This window comes from Thermocaproicibacter melissae (genome assembly GCF_024498295.1).
GTDB lineage: Bacteria > Bacillota > Clostridia > Oscillospirales > Acutalibacteraceae > Thermocaproicibacter > Thermocaproicibacter melissae.
Window position 1 is genome coordinate 937,164 of sequence record NZ_CP101827.1, and the last position, 16,196, is coordinate 953,359.

At 46.0% G+C, this 16,196-nt stretch carries 16 protein-coding genes, 1 tRNA gene and 1 pseudogene; 9 read left to right on the plus strand and 9 right to left on the minus strand.

Translation table 11 applies throughout. From position 1 onward, the window contains the following. Positions 1-63: 63 nt before the first annotated feature. The 3 genes from NOG13_RS04635 (at position 64) to NOG13_RS04645 (ending at position 2,787) form a co-directional block, all read left to right on the plus strand. On the plus strand, positions 64-885 hold the full coding sequence (locus tag NOG13_RS04635) for a tRNA lysidine(34) synthetase (protein ID WP_283111103.1): 822 nt from the start codon (positions 64-66) through the stop codon (positions 883-885). A gap of 95 nt (positions 886-980) precedes the next feature. Then, positions 981-1,880, plus strand: a complete 900-nt coding sequence (locus NOG13_RS04640; RefSeq protein ID WP_283111104.1) for a DUF2156 domain-containing protein — start codon at positions 981-983, stop codon at positions 1,878-1,880. 178 nt (positions 1,881-2,058) lie between these two features. After that, positions 2,059-2,787 (plus strand): glycosyltransferase family protein, encoded by a 729-nt coding sequence (locus NOG13_RS04645; protein WP_283111105.1) that lies wholly within the window; start codon positions 2,059-2,061, stop codon positions 2,785-2,787. Between the two features lie 713 nt (positions 2,788-3,500). On the opposite strand, the gene NOG13_RS04650 is transcribed toward NOG13_RS04645, so the two are convergent. After that, positions 3,501-4,922, minus strand: a complete 1,422-nt coding sequence (locus NOG13_RS04650; RefSeq protein WP_283109454.1) for an IS1182 family transposase — start codon at positions 4,920-4,922, stop codon at positions 3,501-3,503. A gap of 122 nt (positions 4,923-5,044) precedes the next feature. Here NOG13_RS04650 and NOG13_RS04655 point away from each other — a divergent pair, with 122 nt between their 5' ends. Together NOG13_RS04655 and queF are read left to right on the plus strand one after the other, a co-directional pair. Beyond that, entirely contained in the window at positions 5,045-5,725 is a 681-nt protein-coding gene (locus NOG13_RS04655; protein WP_283111106.1) for a queuosine precursor transporter, read from the plus strand. Positions 5,726-5,727: 2 nt separating this feature from the next. Further along, positions 5,728-6,123 carry a preQ(1) synthase gene (gene queF, locus NOG13_RS04660; RefSeq protein ID WP_283111107.1) on the plus strand — a complete coding sequence of 132 codons (396 nt, stop codon included), beginning with the start codon at positions 5,728-5,730 and terminating at the stop codon, positions 6,121-6,123. On the opposite strand, the gene NOG13_RS04665 is transcribed toward queF, so the two are convergent. Beyond that, the gene (locus NOG13_RS04665) at positions 6,120-7,307 is read right to left on the minus strand and encodes an IS256 family transposase (RefSeq protein WP_135661204.1); all 1,188 of its coding nucleotides are present in this window, start codon (positions 7,305-7,307) and stop codon (positions 6,120-6,122) included. The two genes, queF and NOG13_RS04665, sit on opposite strands and share 4 nt — an antisense overlap. Positions 7,308-7,405: 98 nt before the next feature. On the opposite strand from NOG13_RS04665, the pseudogene NOG13_RS04670 reads away from it, so the two are divergent. Beyond that, a pseudogene (locus NOG13_RS04670) lies at positions 7,406-7,555 on the plus strand (preQ(1) synthase); the annotation flags it as partial. A 97-nt stretch (positions 7,556-7,652) separates the two neighbouring features. On the opposite strand, the gene NOG13_RS04675 reads toward NOG13_RS04670, so the two are convergent. The 3 genes from NOG13_RS04675 to NOG13_RS04685 form a co-directional block, all read right to left on the minus strand. Further along, positions 7,653-8,684: a DUF4097 family beta strand repeat-containing protein gene (locus NOG13_RS04675; RefSeq protein ID WP_283111108.1), complete on the minus strand. Its 1,032-nt coding sequence runs from the start codon at positions 8,682-8,684 to the stop codon at positions 7,653-7,655. 66 nt (positions 8,685-8,750) lie between these two features. Then, positions 8,751-9,707, minus strand: a complete 957-nt coding sequence (locus tag NOG13_RS04680) for a glycosyltransferase family 2 protein (protein ID WP_283111109.1) — start codon at positions 9,705-9,707, stop codon at positions 8,751-8,753. 122 nt (positions 9,708-9,829) lie between these two features. Next, positions 9,830-10,438, minus strand: coding sequence for a TetR/AcrR family transcriptional regulator C-terminal domain-containing protein (locus tag NOG13_RS04685; protein WP_283111110.1), 609 nt, complete (start codon positions 10,436-10,438; stop codon positions 9,830-9,832). A 181-nt stretch (positions 10,439-10,619) separates the two neighbouring features. Here NOG13_RS04685 and NOG13_RS04690 point away from each other — a divergent pair. Further along, a tRNA-Ala gene (locus NOG13_RS04690) sits at positions 10,620-10,695 on the plus strand. A gap of 220 nt (positions 10,696-10,915) precedes the next feature. Here NOG13_RS04690 and NOG13_RS04695 read toward each other — a convergent pair. Genes NOG13_RS04695 through NOG13_RS04705 form a run of 3 tightly spaced genes read right to left on the minus strand, consistent with a single transcriptional unit; the run spans position 10,916 to position 13,449 of the window. Continuing rightward, positions 10,916-11,767, minus strand: a complete 852-nt coding sequence (locus tag NOG13_RS04695) for a MetQ/NlpA family ABC transporter substrate-binding protein (protein ID WP_283111111.1) — start codon at positions 11,765-11,767, stop codon at positions 10,916-10,918. A gap of 19 nt (positions 11,768-11,786) precedes the next feature. Next, a complete protein-coding gene (locus tag NOG13_RS04700) occupies positions 11,787-12,449 on the minus strand; it encodes a methionine ABC transporter permease (protein ID WP_283111112.1) in 663 nt (220 codons plus the stop codon). Further along, a complete protein-coding gene (locus NOG13_RS04705) occupies positions 12,439-13,449 on the minus strand; it encodes a methionine ABC transporter ATP-binding protein (RefSeq protein ID WP_283111113.1) in 1,011 nt (336 codons plus the stop codon). Before NOG13_RS04705 ends, NOG13_RS04700 begins: the two co-directional genes overlap by 11 nt. A gap of 556 nt (positions 13,450-14,005) precedes the next feature. Between NOG13_RS04705 and NOG13_RS04710 the strand changes: the two genes are divergently transcribed. Further along, positions 14,006-14,941, plus strand: coding sequence for a LysR family transcriptional regulator (locus NOG13_RS04710; RefSeq protein WP_283111114.1), 936 nt, complete (start codon positions 14,006-14,008; stop codon positions 14,939-14,941). 217 nt (positions 14,942-15,158) lie between these two features. On the opposite strand, the gene NOG13_RS04715 is transcribed toward NOG13_RS04710, so the two are convergent. Further along, entirely contained in the window at positions 15,159-15,731 is a 573-nt protein-coding gene (locus NOG13_RS04715) for a hypothetical protein (protein ID WP_283111115.1), read from the minus strand. A 135-nt stretch (positions 15,732-15,866) separates the two neighbouring features. Here NOG13_RS04715 and NOG13_RS04720 point away from each other — a divergent pair, with 135 nt between their 5' ends. Further along, positions 15,867-16,154, plus strand: coding sequence for a hypothetical protein (locus NOG13_RS04720; protein WP_283111116.1), 288 nt, complete (start codon positions 15,867-15,869; stop codon positions 16,152-16,154). Positions 16,155-16,196: the final 42 nt, after the last annotated feature.

Genomic DNA, 16,196 nt, shown 5'->3' on the forward strand with positions numbered 1-16,196 from the left:
CGGCGTGACAGAACTCAGCTTGCAATTTTCTACTACAAACATATCTAACACGGGAGAGACAAAATGGAACCCTTTGAACAGGCTGAAAGAAGCATTACAAAGAAATACCGCAGACAGATTTGGCTGCCCTTTCTTTCAGCTGTAAAACAATATGAGTTGATTCAACAGGGAGACCGCATCGCTGTCTGCATATCCGGCGGGAAAGATTCCATGCTTCTTGCAAAGTGCATGCAACACCTGCAAAAATACAGCGATTTTCCCTTTGAAGTGGAGTATCTGGTCATGGACCCCGGATACAACGCGCAGAATCGGCGGCAAATCATTCAGAACGCCGAGGCTCTGCATCTGCCGATTCATATTTTTGATACGCGGATTTTTGAAATTACGGAGGCGACCGGCCGCAACCCATGCTACCTTTGTGCAAAAATGCGGCGCGGATGCCTCTATAAGCACGCTCGAGAACTCGGCTGCAACAAAATTGCGCTTGGACATCACTTTGACGACGTCATTGAAACGACGCTGATGAGCATGCTATACGGGGCGGAAATCCGAACGATGATGCCGAAGCTCCACAGCCTGCATTATCCCGGAATGGAACTGATCCGCCCATTATATCTCGTGCGTGAAGCGGACATCATCGCTTGGAAAAACTACAACAACCTGACATTTCTTCAGTGCGCCTGCCGCTTCACCGAAAGCTGTGCCGCTGGGCAGAGTGACTCCAAGCGTCAGGAGATGAAACGGCTCATCGCCCAACTGCGAAAGGGAAACCCCAACATCGACAAAAACATTTTTCACAGCATGGAAAACGTGAATTTGGAAACCGTAATCGGATACCGCAGGGGCAGCGAACGGCATAATTTTCTGGAAAATTATAACAAATAGGAGATGAATTTGAACCTGCCATAATTTTGGAGGAAAGTAGGACATACTTAAAATGTGGCTTTCCACTAAGATTTTTCAAAAGACAGGATTTTGCTATGTTGAATTTTAAACCTCTAACTCTCGATGACATTCCAACCATAAGACCATTTTTGAAGTACCAGCAATCTAGAATCTGCGATTACTCCGTCGGCGGAATCTTCATGTGGCGTGAATTCTTCAAAACACGCTATACGATTTATCACGGTGTGCTGATTTTTCAGGTTCGCTATTTGAGCGGCGTGACCGCTTTCACGGTTCCCCTCTCCCCGAATCCGGAGGGAATTACCATCGCTCTGGAGGCCATTGAGCAGCACTGTCGGGAGACAAACCTTCCGCTTGTTTTCTGCACCGTTCCCGAAAATGTGCTGCCGAGATTCCGGGAGCGCTACCCTTCCGCCTTCATACAGCCCAGCCGTGACTGGTTCGATTACCTATATCTTACGGAAGACCTTCTTTCGTTCCGCGGCAAAAAATACGATGGTCAGCGAAACCATATCAACAAGTTCCGCAAGATGGTTCCTGACTATTCCTTTGAGGAAATCACCGAAGAGAATCTTCCGCAGGTCTGCGAATTCTATGATAATTTTGCAAAACTCTATGAGAAGCCAAGCGAACTTGCTCGTGAGGAAAGTTCAAAAGTAAAGGAACTTCTCCGCAATTATGATAAATACGGCCTGTTCGGGGGCGTGATTAAGGGAGATGGGAAGATTATCTCAATGTCAATCGGTGAAAGAGTCAACGATACCCTGTTTGTCCACGTTGAAAAAGCCGATATTCGCTACCCAGGAGCCTATCAGGTGATTGTGCAGGAATTTTTGAAGCACTTTGCCCAGGAAAGAGACACCTACGTCAACCGTGAAGAAGACGTCGGTGACCCGGGACTGAGGAAATCGAAGCTATCCTATCACCCGACGACGCTTTTGGAAAAAAGTGTCGTTTTAGTCGGAGATCTGTAAGAACAAAATGGCCGGGTTCACGCATAAAAGCGTCGACCCGGTTTTGCGTTCTGGGAAGCGGAATAAAATTGTGTCCCAGTCAATATGATGAAGGGGAAAGGAAAAGAAACGAAATCAACGGAAAAGCAAGGAAGGCTCAGAGTAGAATAATCTCGCAGCAGCGAAACGGGGGCATTCCATGCGGAGTGTTAATTTCGTTTTTCCGGTACACAATGATGAAGGCTTGCTGATCCGTGGCATCCGAAGAATGACAGATTTCTGTGAGGAATATTTCCCCGAACGATACCGCATTACGATTGCTGATTCCGGTTCTACGGATGGAACCGAGCGCATGGGCCGTTCGCTTGCCGCGTGCTGCAAAAACGTGGATTACCTGCGTGGGCCGTCGCTTATGGAACAAATTCTCAGCACGAACTGCTGCGATATTGTGGGTTTCTTGGACCTTGACCTTTCCGCCGGACTGGAACACTTGCTGTTCATCGACCAGCCCTTGCGGGACGGGGCAGCCTGTGTCGTGAACGGTTCCCGATTCCGGCCGTTTTCCGTAATTCGGGTTCAGCAATCCCTTTGGGCGGACGCTGTCCGCTTTCAGTTTATTCTTCGCCTGCTGCTACACTACCGGTCAAGCGATGCGCTTTGCCGGTTCAAGTTCTTCCGCCGCGAAACCATCGAGTCCCTATACCCTTTCTGCAATTGTGAATCCTGCTGGTATGTTTGTGCCGAGCTGCTGCTCTTGGCTGAACGGAGCCACCTCCCCGTGCGGGAATTGGCGGTAGACTGGGTAAGCATAAGAAACGCCTCAGAAAGTGATATCCGGTTTCAGCGGGCTGAATTCAAGCATGAAACGCTGCGTATTCTGGCAAATCTGCGCAATATCCATCACTTCTGTTCGCGGCGCGGTTCATGAGATGAGTCCTTGGAATCGCAAGGTTTATGGGGCGGTTTTGGTGGTGCACATCTTTTTTTCAGGAGTTCCTTTTGTGCGAGTATGAGGTTCAGGGTTCCAACAACATTGACAAAAAAGTTGCACATTACTCTGACGCTTTCTGCGTCCATCCCTTTCGTCAGAGCGATTGCAAAGGATGATGCTAGGTAAGCCAGTTCTTCCGGAGAGTAATTATCCACCATTTGGAACCACCACCTCATGGATTATAGTATGCTGAAAATGCAGAATAAGGAACAAAGCAAAGCAGGGCGGCTTGCCTAATGCAAATACCCGTACCGTAATGAAGGTTTCGGTGGTATATTGAACAATCGGATCATTCACGGAAAGAGAGGTCAGCTGACCTCTCTTTTGTCATTATAAAGAAAAAGAAGCTGCAAACTTCATGGCTTGTAAGCAGCAGTGGTGATGCTGTACCGTTTCCTCTTTATTCTGTATCTTCAAAGTGTACAAACTGCTGCCAGAGGTTTCTTGAGTTGCTAAATTTAAGCTTTTGTTTCTCCTTGAATAAATACCGGAAAAGATGTATAATTTGCATGCCGAAAGGCCGACAGTTCATTTGTACCTTCCTGTCGTTAAGCAAAACCAGGACTAAATTTACAATTTGATTATTGTTGTTTGGGAATGGCTTTGCGTCTTGCAAAGCTACAGATTGTCGAAGAACCCATCCAACGCGGTTAAACGAAGGATGGGTTCTCTTGATAATATGCAGGATAGGAAAATAAGCAAAGTAAAATCAATAAAAACCCGGAGGGATGGCCATCCCTCCATTTCCACATTGCCAGCTTTTTGAGATTCATGGCAGCAAACTTAAGCTTAACCCAATTCGTCACTTGAGTTAAGCCCCGGTAGAGCGTGTACCGCATCCCATATTTCACTTTTGCATCGGCGAAGACACGCTCAATGGTTTCTTTTCGTTTTTTGTAAAGCTCTTTGTATTTCGGTGTGTGCCTGATATCTTCCGCAAGCTCCACATAATCCTGCCACACATGCCGCGTTACGGTTTTCGTACAGCTTTTACTCTCGGTGCAGCGAGAACGGAATGGACATTTTTCGCAGATGTAACTCCGGCTTTTGTATTCCCGGTATCCCTCACGGTTGGTTGTTGCATAATGCAGAACCTGATATTCCGGGCAGATCACACAGTCATAATATTCGTCGTATACATACTTCCACCATTCCAGATTTCCTGCTTTGGTCATTGGCCGCTTGTATGCTGTGGAAAGTACCCGCCCGTCGTCAAACACCCGTTTACAGATATGCGGCGTTTTGTATGCGGCGTCCGCCACCACCGTTTCAATTTCAGGAAACCGTTGAGTCACTTTGCCATAGACCGCGTCAAATGCTACACTGTCATGTACGTTTCCCGGAGTCACCTCAACGTCAAGGACAAAATTGTGTTTGTCGCAGGCCGTATGTGCTTCGTAGGCAAAGCACTTCTTGTGTTCTCCCTTTTGGAACAACCCGCTTTCCGGGTCTGTTTTGGACACCATGATTTCTTTTTCCTTCGGCGGTTTCGGAGTACTGTCGAATGGCTTCTTCCCATGATCTTCCCGGTCAGCGTTAACCTCTTCCATTAATTCTGAGGCATATCGCTTTGCCGCCTGAGGAACTGCCTTTTTGATCTTTTTGTTGATGTTGGCGTTTGCTTTGATATGCGTCCCATCCACAAATACTGCTTCCGGCTCCAAATATCCGGCGTAATTTGCCTCCTGCAAAATCCACGAAAACACCTGCTCCACGGTTTCCTCTGTGAACCGGTGCTTAAAATTGTAACTCACAGTGGAGAAATGCGGCAGCTCCTCGTTCAGTGTATATCCCAGAAACCACCGATACGCGATATTCATATTGATTTCCTGCATCGTCCGGCGTAAAGAGGGAATTCCGTACAGATGCTGGATCAGAACAATCTTAAACAGGACGACCGGGTCCACACTAGGACGACCGTTGCCCTCACAATACAAATCTTCTACAAAATCATAAATATGGCTAAAATCTACCGCGCTGTCAATCTTTCGCAGCAGATGATTTCCCGGCACCAATAGGTCTGTATTCACAAATTCCACTGCATCTCTGCGTAGTTTTTCCCGTTCCAGCATCTTTCATCACCTGTCTATATTTTACCATTTTACAACGAAAAAGCCCAGCTTTCACTGGACTTTTTCGACAGGCTGGGCTTTGCGTCTTGCAAAGCTATTTTTTTGTATTGGAGTAGATATTCATGGAACAAAGCAAGTCTGTATCGCACCTTTTTCTGATTGCCACCGTTGTCTACATAACCTGTTTGCTGCTTTCCAATCTGATTGCTGGTAAGATATGGGCAGTAACCGATAATATTACACTTCCGGCAGCAGTCATCCTTTTCCCGATAACTTATATCTTCGGAGATATTTTTACAGAGGTATACGGATTTAGGAAAGCGCGCACCGTAATATGGCTCGGATTTGGTTGTAGCTTTTTTGCGGTCGTTGTGTACCTAATCACAATTGCGCTACCATATCCGGATTTCTGGGAAAATCAGGCGGCATATGCAACAGTTATGGGTACAACGCCTCGTGTTGCCGCAGCATCCTTCATCGGGTACCTGTTCGGAGAGTTTTCCAACTCGATAATCCTTTCCAAGCTGAAAGTTGCTACCAAAGGAAAAAGGCTGTGGATCCGAACCATTCTTTCCACTCTGGTAGGCGAGGGCTTTGACTCCATCATTTTTATAACGATATCTTTCTGGGGAACGATGGACAGTTTGACAGTTTTCCGGATGATTCTATTTCAGTACCTATTCAAGGTCAGTTATGAAATTGTATTTACCCCGGTAACCTATTTTGTTGTTAACCGATTGAAAAAGGCAGAAGGTATCGACACCTTCGACTATGAAGAAAAATACACGATTATAGGAGGTTGAGTATGAGAGAGAAGGAAGGACTTACCGCACTGGGCAACAAAGATACGAAGTACAAATCAGAGTATGCGCCGGAGGTGCTTGAAAGCTTTAGCAATAAGCATCCGGACCGAGATTATTTTGTAAAGTTCAACTGTCCCGAATTTACCACCTTATGTCCGATTACAGGTCAACCGGACTTTGCCACCATCTATATTTCCTATGTTCCGGATAAGAGGCTTGTGGAGAGCAAAACGCTGAAGCTATACCTGTTCTCATTCAGAAATGAAGGGTGCTTCCATGAAGACGTCGTCAATATCATCGTGAATGATCTTATCAAACTGCTAAGCCCAAAGTACATTGAGGTTTGGGGGCTATGTCAAGAGAAGTTCGCAATTTGGGGACTCCACGAAATGAATTAAGCTGCGCTTAGCAGAAGTGTCTGAATCGATTTGGGATTCAAATATGCTCTGGAAACGGACCAGTCTTCAGCGTATTCCATGAGATATGTTGTAACCAACCGCAGATAGGAATCTTTGTTTGGGAATATCCCGACGACGTTGGTTCTGCGCCGGATTTCCTTGTTCAGCCGTTCCAGCATATTGGTCGATGAGATTTTACGGGCATCAAGCTCGGGGAATGCATAGAAAGCCAGTGAGTCCTCCAGCCCGTCTTCCAGAAGCTCGATTGCTTTGGGAAACCGCTTCCCATATTGCTCCGACAACTGTTTTGCGCGCTGTCGCGCTAATTGGACGGAAGGCGCCAGCCAGATTTCTTTCAGTTGGACCGCAAAGGATTCTTTTTCTTTCTGCGGTATATGGGCCAGAATATTTCGCATGAAATGCACTTTGCAGCGTTGCCAGGATGCGCCGGGAAAACTTTCTCGGATGGCGGCAATCAGCCCTTTGTTCGCATCGGAAACCACCAGCAGCGGTGTTTTCAAGCCGCGATCCAAAAGACTTTGAAACAACTGGGAATAGCTCTCTTTGGATTCGTCCAGCATCGGCTCCACGGCGAGAATGTCCCTGTGCCCTTGCTCGTTGACGCCGCAGACAACCATCACCGCCATGCTGACGACACGGCCATCCATACGGACTTTTTCGTACAGGGCATCCGTCCAAATGACAGGATAACGAGTATCCGTCAGAGAACGGTTGCGAAATTCCTGTACCTGTTCATTGAGCCCTTTTGTCATCTCACTGACCTGACTGCGGGAGAGGTTCTCTATCCCCAGACTGTGAGCCAACTTTTCCATCTTCCGTGTGGACACGCCCTGCACGAATGCCTCCTGAATAACCTGTACCAGCGCCGCCTCGCTGCGTTTGCGTTCAGTGACAAAGAACGGGATATATCCATGGCTGCGCAGCTTTGGCACCATGAGATACATCGTCCCTACGCGAGTATCCAGCCTCCGGGGACGATATCCGCAGCGGTAGTCACTTCGAGACGGATTGTGCGCATTCTTTTCCGCCCCCACAAGGCCGGAAACCTCCGCCTCCATCAGTTGAGCGCAGAGCCATTCCAGCATACTGAGCATCGGGTCGGGCTCCGCCATACATTTCAGTAGCAATTCCGTAAGATCTGTGTTATTCTTTCCTTGAGTCATTGGGACCAACTCCTTTTTGAATGTCTTGACACCATTCATTTTAAAGGAGTCCCAATGGCTTTTCTATACCTTCTCGAAATTGCGAACTTTATTGTACTCTATCGGTTTGGGGCAAGTTTTTGCCTCGCGGCGGGTTATCTATTGATCCTTACTGCAATTATGGCAAACCCGGTACGAGATGGGAGCAGATTGCATGGGATAGACTGTCACACCATGACATGTACCCAGAAGAAATACATAACCGATAAAATCCGAGAAAAGAAAAACGGTGCAGCCTTTCGGCTGCACCGCAATTCATTGGTAATTCCTTCGTTATGGGCGCGCTTGAATGAAAGCCGCCCTGTTTTATTGTTCAAACTTCAGGTTGATGATGGCATTCGTGGTCTCTACCGAGAGTTTTTTGCTTCCACCGCTTCGATTCTGCAAATTGCTGACCGCGTTGGTCGTGTGTGCGCTGATTGTGTAGTCCTCTTCCCTGCCGACGATGGTGCCCGTAACCAGCGCGTTTGTCGTGCGAAGCGAAATATCCGGCGATTCTACTTTTAGAAGGCCAATCTGAGCGTTCTGGGTATCCGCTTCGATTGTTTCTGTAGCAGCAACCTCTTTTAGGTCGATTGCCGCATTTGTCGTCATAAAACTCAGGCTGCGGGCAGAAATGTCATTGACCATGATGGCTGAATTTGTCGTTGAGCAGCTAAAAGTGCCAAGTTTCTGAAAACGCTCCAGTTTTACATAGCAGTTCGTGGTATCCACCTGAACATCGCCCGAATAGTCCTCAGGAAGCATGACCGTGATGGTGGGCGTATGATCGGACCTGATTCCGCGAAGCTTCCCTTTCGATTGATTGATTACCGTATAGGACGCCCCAGAACATTCAAAATCATAAGTCTGGCCCTTGGCTGTCGGATACTTTACCTCGATTTTGTTATTATTCCACGGTTGAAACACGACCGCCTTATCTTCGGCGGAAATGTTCACTGAGGTAATGCCGTCGGCAGAAATATCTCGTGTCTGGTATTCGTAATCAATCGTTTCTCCCATGAGCGTATTCACGACGGAACTAACGGTTCCAGTATGCCGAAATTGAAGCAGACATGCCGGTACAATCACAAGGGCCGCGACACACAGCACAACGACCAGTGCAATAAGGGCAATCCGGCCGATGTTTCTCGGCTTTCGTCTCGGGTGTTGTGCGAGGATTTGTTGCGCAAGCGCATAAACATTGCCGAAGTCATTCACGGCCGCTTCCTCGGTCCAGCCGCTTTTGACCTTATTTTCGATTGTCTCCCGGTAATATGTGAGAATCTGTTCCAATTCATCTTCCGGAAGCGCTTTCAGCAAGCGCCGCAAAGTTGCAAGAAACTGAATTTTATTCATGATGTGTTCTCCTCCGGGATAATATACTCAAGGAATTGAAGCTGAATCGGGCGCAAGACAGGCCGATCAAACCCGATAAAGCCACGGAGCAGTTTTCCATGTCAATATCCGAAGTTTCAGTCTGCGGTCGCTCCTGCGATCCGGAACAAGAAATTTTTCATATCCGGAAGTGAAGAGGTAATCCTTTATGCTGCGGTAGTTGATTCCGTCACGCAGCGCGATGTCAATGCAGTCCATAACGACGAGAGGAATCCAATTCTTTTCAATTTGAGCCGGCAGCTCGCTTTCCGTGCAGACGGACTTTGCGGTATCCAGCACGCGCAGAGCAGCCTCCACACGGCTGAAAATCTTTAAACCGACCGGCTCGGTTCTTCCACGCTTTAATTCAAGGTCTTTCTCACGGCAAAGCAAAGCGGGCGCCTGCGCCAAAGAATCCGAAAAGATCAGCACCTGAAAAAGGAACTCCTCTGCATAACCGAAGGGGCAGTTCTCGTCAAACGACAGTTGTTTTGCAAGTATAAAATCGCGGCGAAGCAGCACCGCGGCAATATCAATTCTTCTTTCCTTGTGAATGAGTTCCCGGATATAGTGGACACCGCTGGGACGCCGAATCACCGTGCTGATGGCGTAGCGTTCCGCAGCGCGAAGTTCTTCTTTCGTAATGCAGCCAAAAACGAAATCGCTGTTCAGGCGATTTGCAATCTCCAAATAAACAGGAAGATGACCTCGGTATAGCCTGCGCGCAAAGAAAAAGGTTATATATTTTCCGTTTGCTTTCTGTATTGCCGTGTTCAACGCAGCGGGTACATTTGAAACACCGTTCTGAACTACAAAGCCGCGTAGATTCAGTTTTTTAATTTGCAATACCGCTTCCAACACGGTTTTATCCGTGGAACCCATATCGACAATGATGAATTCCGCATCAATTCCTTTTGCCTGTTCCGCGGCAAAAACAATAATTCTGGCAATTTCCTTTTCAACATTCTGCGTTGGAATCAATATAGAAAGTTCAGAAGGCTGCAACCAGAACCCACCCTTCCGTCATATATTCCTATTCAAGTATATCCATAAAGAATCCCTTTCGTAAGACGTAATTCATACAGATTGCAACATAGAAACCACAAATAATCTGGTTAAATTGGAAACTACTTTCTCTGCTTGCCCGGGAGAGATTTCGTGCTGTTATTTTTCGCCCAGCTGCGCACCGCAGAAACCCATTCGCTGTCGTCAATGAAGCGGGATAATTTTTCCACGATTTCATTCGGCGCTTCTGACATTCCCTTTTTGACCCACTGAATCACCATGCCTACTAAGCCATATGTATAAAACTCCGCAATCAGAATCCGATCGTCCGGCTCAAGGTTCATCGTTTTCTGAAAATCCGGTTTTTCAAGAATTTTAATCAGCATATCGCGCGTTTCGCGAAACAAATAATCGCGCAGAATGCTCTGCCCGTCGAGGTTCAGTGAACCGGCATAAAACGCTTTATCTTTCCGCATGATGTTCAGCGCTTTCATAATTGCAGCAGACCAATCCGCGCCATCCGAAATCGGCGACAGCGTGGTAATAATCTCGCTGTAATAAATCCAGTTCACAAGGTCATATTTATCTTTGAAATGATAATAGAAGGTTTGGCGGTTCAGACCGCAGCCCTTCACGATATCCGATACAGTGATTCTCTCCAGACTCTTCTTTTTCATCAATGTTTTTAACGAATCAGCCATAGCCCTTTTTGTGATTAGAGAATCGGACATACAACACCCTCGCATATCTCAAAACATTTCGACGTAGCTTTTTCAATTAGTTTATCAAAAGTTCTGAAAGTTTTCAACATTCGTCCCTCTAAGTTTGTTCAGGCTTCCTCTCATTTTTGTCGAAAAACGCTTGCAAATCACGCGCAGATGTGGTATAGTAATAAAGCTGTTTCGATTCTCTGGGGTATTAGCTCAGTTGGGAGAGCGCCACACTGGCAGTGTGGAGGTCAGCGGTTCGAACCCGCTATGCTCCACCAAACAAAAACCCGCATGGTTCTTGGGCCTGCGGGTTTTTTGCTGTCTTTAGACAGCTAAGGGCAATTAGCCGTTTGGTCATTATTTAGTCATTATTCAAATAAAACGTACAAACATTAAGCCCACCGGGGATTAACCCGATGGGCTTATTTTTGCATCTAATACCAAAGCAGATACACCGGCTAAGGGTACATCCACTAAGTCATAATTTATAATAATGGCTTAGTCGAGGGGAACGACTGCCCCTTGAAAAGTGTTTTTGATATATGTTTTAATTTCATCACTTTTCAGCACTTCCACAAGAGCTTTGATTTCTTCGCGGTTCTCATCACCTTTGCGGACGGCAATGATATTCGCATAAGTTTTTGCGGCAAGCGAATCAGACGCTTCCAAGGCAAGGGCATTTTCCGTCTTGAGGCCGCCCTCCAGCGCATAGTTGCCGTTGATGATGGCAATATCCACATCCGGTAGGGAACGCACTAACTGGGCTGCTTCAATTTCGCGGAATTTGAGATTCTTTTTGTTTTCGGCAATGTCTTTCTGGGTAGCAGTAATATCAGCCCCGTCCTTCAGCTTAATCAAACCCTGTGCCTGAAGAAGCAACAAAGCCCTCGCTTCATTAGTCGTATCGTTCGGCACCGCTACGGTTGCCCCGTCTTTCAAATCCTCCAAGGATTTTATTTTGCCAGCATAAATTCCGAACGGTTCATAGTGAATCGCACCCGCGGATACAAGATTGGTTCCCTTTTCTTTGTTGAATTCCTTCAGATACGGTTCGTGCTGAAAATAGTTTGCGTCTAATTGGTTATCTGCTAGAGCGGTGTTCGGCAGGATATAATCGGAAAACTCTTTGATTTCCAATTCATAGCCTTTGTTTTTCAGCAGTTTCGCAGCTTCTTTTAATATCTCCGCGTGCGGCGTAGGCGAGGCACCGACTACGATTTTTTTCAATCCAGTGGAAGCCGAATCGCCAGTCGAAGAGGAAGCGGTGCTTCCGGAGCTTGCGCAGCCCGTAAATGCACTCAAAGACAGGAGTGCAGCCAGTACGATGGAAACCGTTTTTCTATTTTTCATAATTACCCTCCGTTTTCTCTTATTGTTTTCTTCTGTCAAGTGACATGGCTATTTGCATGCCGATTTTCTGGAAAATCTGAACAATCAGCACAAGAAGGACAACCGTGATGAGCATGATTTCGTTTTGGTAACGGTAATAACCGTAGTTAATTGCGATGGTGCCAAGCCCTCCGCCGCCTACGAAACCTGCCATAGCCGAGTAGCCCAAAATGGTTGTTACGGCAATTGCGGCGCCGACAAGAAGTGACGGTCTCGCCTCCGGAAGGAGGACTTTCCACACAATCTGAAAATTGGAAGCACCCATGGACTGCGCCGCCTCAATTACACCCTGATCCACTTCCTTGAGGGAAGATTCCACGAGTCGAGCGACAAACGGTGCGGCCGACAGCGTAAGCGGCACAATGGTTGCTGTGGAGCCGATGGTGGTGCCGGTAACAAGACGAGTAAACGGCATAATCGCCACTAAAAGGATTAGAAAAGGTATGGAGCGTGTCAGGTTTACAATGACGTCCAGCGTCTTAAATAACCAGGGGCTAGGATGAATCCCGTCCTTGCAGCTCGTGACTAGGAAAATTCCGATTGGCAAGCCGATGACATATGCAAACAAAGTGGACACCAGTGTCATATACAGCGATTCGCCGACACCTTGAAGCAGCATGTATAAAGTCGATTCATCTAGCATTGTCAATCACCTCCGCGGTAAGTCCTCTTGACCGGATATAATGAACCATTTTCTGCGCCAAATCTTCGTCCTCGGGTAACTGTACCACCAATTGTCCAAAGGCTTTGCCGTTTAGGTCTTTTGTGTCGGCATGAAGAATATTGACGGGTGCTTTGCAGGTCAAAACCATATTGGCGAGTACCGGCTCTTCGGAAGAATTCCCGTTAAAAACAATACGCAGGCAGCGTTTGCTCAACCGCACATTGCGTCCTTCTGCGCCCGGGAAAACAAATTTCCGTGCCGCAGCGGTTTGCGGGTTTGTAAAAACATCCTCCACAAGGCCGCATTCGGCGATTTGGCTGTTGTCGATGATTGCCACACGATTGCAAATCTTTTCGATTACACTCATTTCGTGCGTGATAATTACAATCGTAATTCCAAGCTGCCGGTTGATATTTTTCAGCAGATCGAGAATCGACTGCGTAGTTGTGGGGTCCAGTGCACTGGTAGCTTCATCGCACAGCAGAACTTTTGGGTTCGTCGCGAGTGCACGCGCAATTGCGACGCGCTGCTTTTGTCCGCCGGATAACTGTGTTGGGTAAGACTCTGCCCGATCGGAAAGCCCGACTAAGTCCAGAAGCTCCTGTGCCTTCTTTTTTGCGTCCGATTTACGTACCCCCGAAATTTCCAAAGGAAAGCAGACATTTTCAAGCGCTGTCCTCTGTTGCAGAAGATTGAACTGCTGAAAGATCATTCCGATGGAACGGCGCACCTTACGCAAATCGGTTTCACTTAATGCACAAAGATCTTTTCCGTCAAAAATGACGGTTCCTTGCGTCGGCCTTTCCAGCAGATTGATGCACCGCACCAATGTGCTTTTTCCGGCTCCGCTCATGCCGATAATCCCGAAAATATCCCCTTTTTCAATGTTTAAGTTAATGTCGTGTAAAGCGTGGATTTCCGCATCCTTGGTTTGATAGGTTTTGCTCAAGCCGCGTATTTCGATTAAACTCTGACCCATATTCCCCTTCCCTCCTGACCGTCCAACCGGTGCTGTTCATCTTACAGTTTCCATTCCGACGAACATTTCCTGTGTGGAGTCTTGCTTTTACCACTACTGTCTTAGTAAAATAGCAATTATATGTATTTAATATATGTATGGCACTGGTTGCTATTAGTTAGTTTAACGTAACTCCCTTATTGCCGTCCAATACTTGAAAATTATTAACTTCAATAGAATTTCACTATAACTGCCTTTTTACAGCATCATGGACTTGACAAAGGCCCTGCATATTTCTCCTGTCTGCTACAAAGCAGCCGAGAGATAGCAGGGCCTTTTAAATCGAGAAGATATTATGGTTGCTACACATGAAATAATTACGTTTGATATCGCACTGCGAATATGGTACATTGATTTCGCAGATAAATTTTATGGCAACTTCACTTGTAATAGATAAATAGCGCGGACGGAATGGAATTTTTGACCTAAACGAGCACGGTGCGCATTGTAGAGGAGCCGCCCGAAAAGCAGCTTTTTTTTGATAAAGCACAGTCTGCGTGGAAAGGAGAGAATGTATATGACTTTACAGCAGATACATTATATAATAACCATTTCAGAAGTCGGTTCCTTCAACAAAGCCGCGGAGGTTCTATACGTGGCACAGCCGTCGCTGACAAACGCAATCAAGGAGGTTGAAAAAGAAATCGGCATCACGATTTTCAACCGCAGCGGCAAGGGAGTGACCTTAACCAACGACGGTGCGGAATTTCTTTTATATGCACGGCAGGTATACAGTCAATATAATATTTTGCTCGAGAAATTCGGCAAAAACGGAAATGTGAAAAAGAAATTCGGTGTTTCAACGCAGCATTATTCTTTTGCCGTCAAGGCTTTTGTGGAAATGGTAAAGTCGTTTGACACATCAAAATATGAATTCGCTATACGGGAAACGAAAACAGGAGACGTAATTAACGATGTCAGCACGCTCAAAAGCGAAATCGGAATCTTGTACCTCAGCGACTTCAACAGGAAAGCTATCCTGAAACTTCTTCGGTCCAACAACTTGGAGTTTCACAAGCTGATTGAATGCAACGCATACGTTTATCTCTGGAAAGGGCATCCACTGGCAAAAGAGAAGTCGATTCATTTTGCACAGCTTGCAGACTACCCATGCCTTTCCTTTGAACAGGGTGATAACAGTTCTTTTTATCTTGCCGAAGAAATTTTGAGCACAAATGAATATCCGCGGATTATTAAAGCGTGCGACCGCGCCACCATGTTAAACCTTATGGTGGGTCTCAACGGATATACTCTCTGCTCCGGAATTATATGTGAAGAGCTCAACGGCACGGATTATGTAGCGGTTCCGTTTGAAGCAGACGATGTGAATCAGAATAGCATCATGGAGATTGGTTATATTGTCAGAAAGAATACAATGCTCAGCAAAATGGGAAGCTTATATATCGAAGAAATCAAAAAATATTTGAACACTTATGCAAAAAATATGGAATAACAAAAGGTCTCCTAGAAAGGATAGTATTGCGACCATAGCGGGTTGCACTTTATCAAGGATGTCCACTTTTTGATTCGCATGAAAGCAATTACCACTCTGCTTATTTCCGGAATATAACAAAGAAAAATGCAGCAGTTTGTTAATGGATAAAACTGCTGCATTTTTGTTTCTCCTTTCTTGTTGGAAAGTTTTGTCGTCTCTCATTTTCACACATGTTTTACGGAACACCAGCAACCTTTACCTCACACGGCGCCGAGCAGAAACACGGCAGCATGCCCTTGAAGTCGCAGTCAAGCCTAATTGTAGGCCGCATCCACGGAAGATCAAATTGGCCGGAAGCAAAAGCAACTTCTTTTGATGTTGGCGGAGCTATCAGCAGTAAACCGCTGTTTGCTAATTTTCCGTTCATCCAATCTTGGAAAATCTTCGTAATATCAATTGTTACGTGGCTTTGCATACGGGAAACTTGAAAGGAAACGCAGTGTTTTCGATCAATCTCAGTCGGAGCCAACCGGTAGAAAATATTCAGCGGTTTTAATAGCGGATACAGAAAATAGCAATCTTTTTTGCTGTCATCCTCATTGGAAAATACCCGTTCCCGCGATGCACATGGATACTGGAAAAGGATTAATTCTGCTTTCGGAAATTTGCAAAGAGAGTTAAAACAAGGCAGAGTAAAATACAAATAAATCATTTTGCAATATCCCAAAACTAATCTTTCCCGTGCGACACAATCGAAACACATAGGGTAATTTATCGAATAACGCGTTTTAAGATCCATAATGCTCACATGCAATCACCTCTTTTTATTGTATGCGAATTTCTTTGTGGAGGAACCATTAAGGAAACTTTTTCCTGCATACAGAATAGATTGAACTAGACAGACTCTCGCCATTGAATTAATTACAAAGGAGAGATTTCATATATGGCTGTAAATGTTAATGTAACCCCTGTAGCATTATCGGAAAGTTTACCGGAAAACAGTGAAGTCAGTATAACATTTACCTACTCAGGAGAGACAATAACACCGAGCGACACAACGATTTATTACAGTGCCACACTTTCTGATGGTACAAACACCGAAAATGTATTTTTCCCGTATACGATACCAGGCACAGATATTCCTGCATCAGTGACCTTTGATTATATGCCCACTGTTTCATTTTCAGGAACCATCACTGGCTCGGACGGTAAAGTTTACTATAAACCGTAATTTTCAGAAAATAGGCTATGCCCCCGTTATGCGGGGGCATAA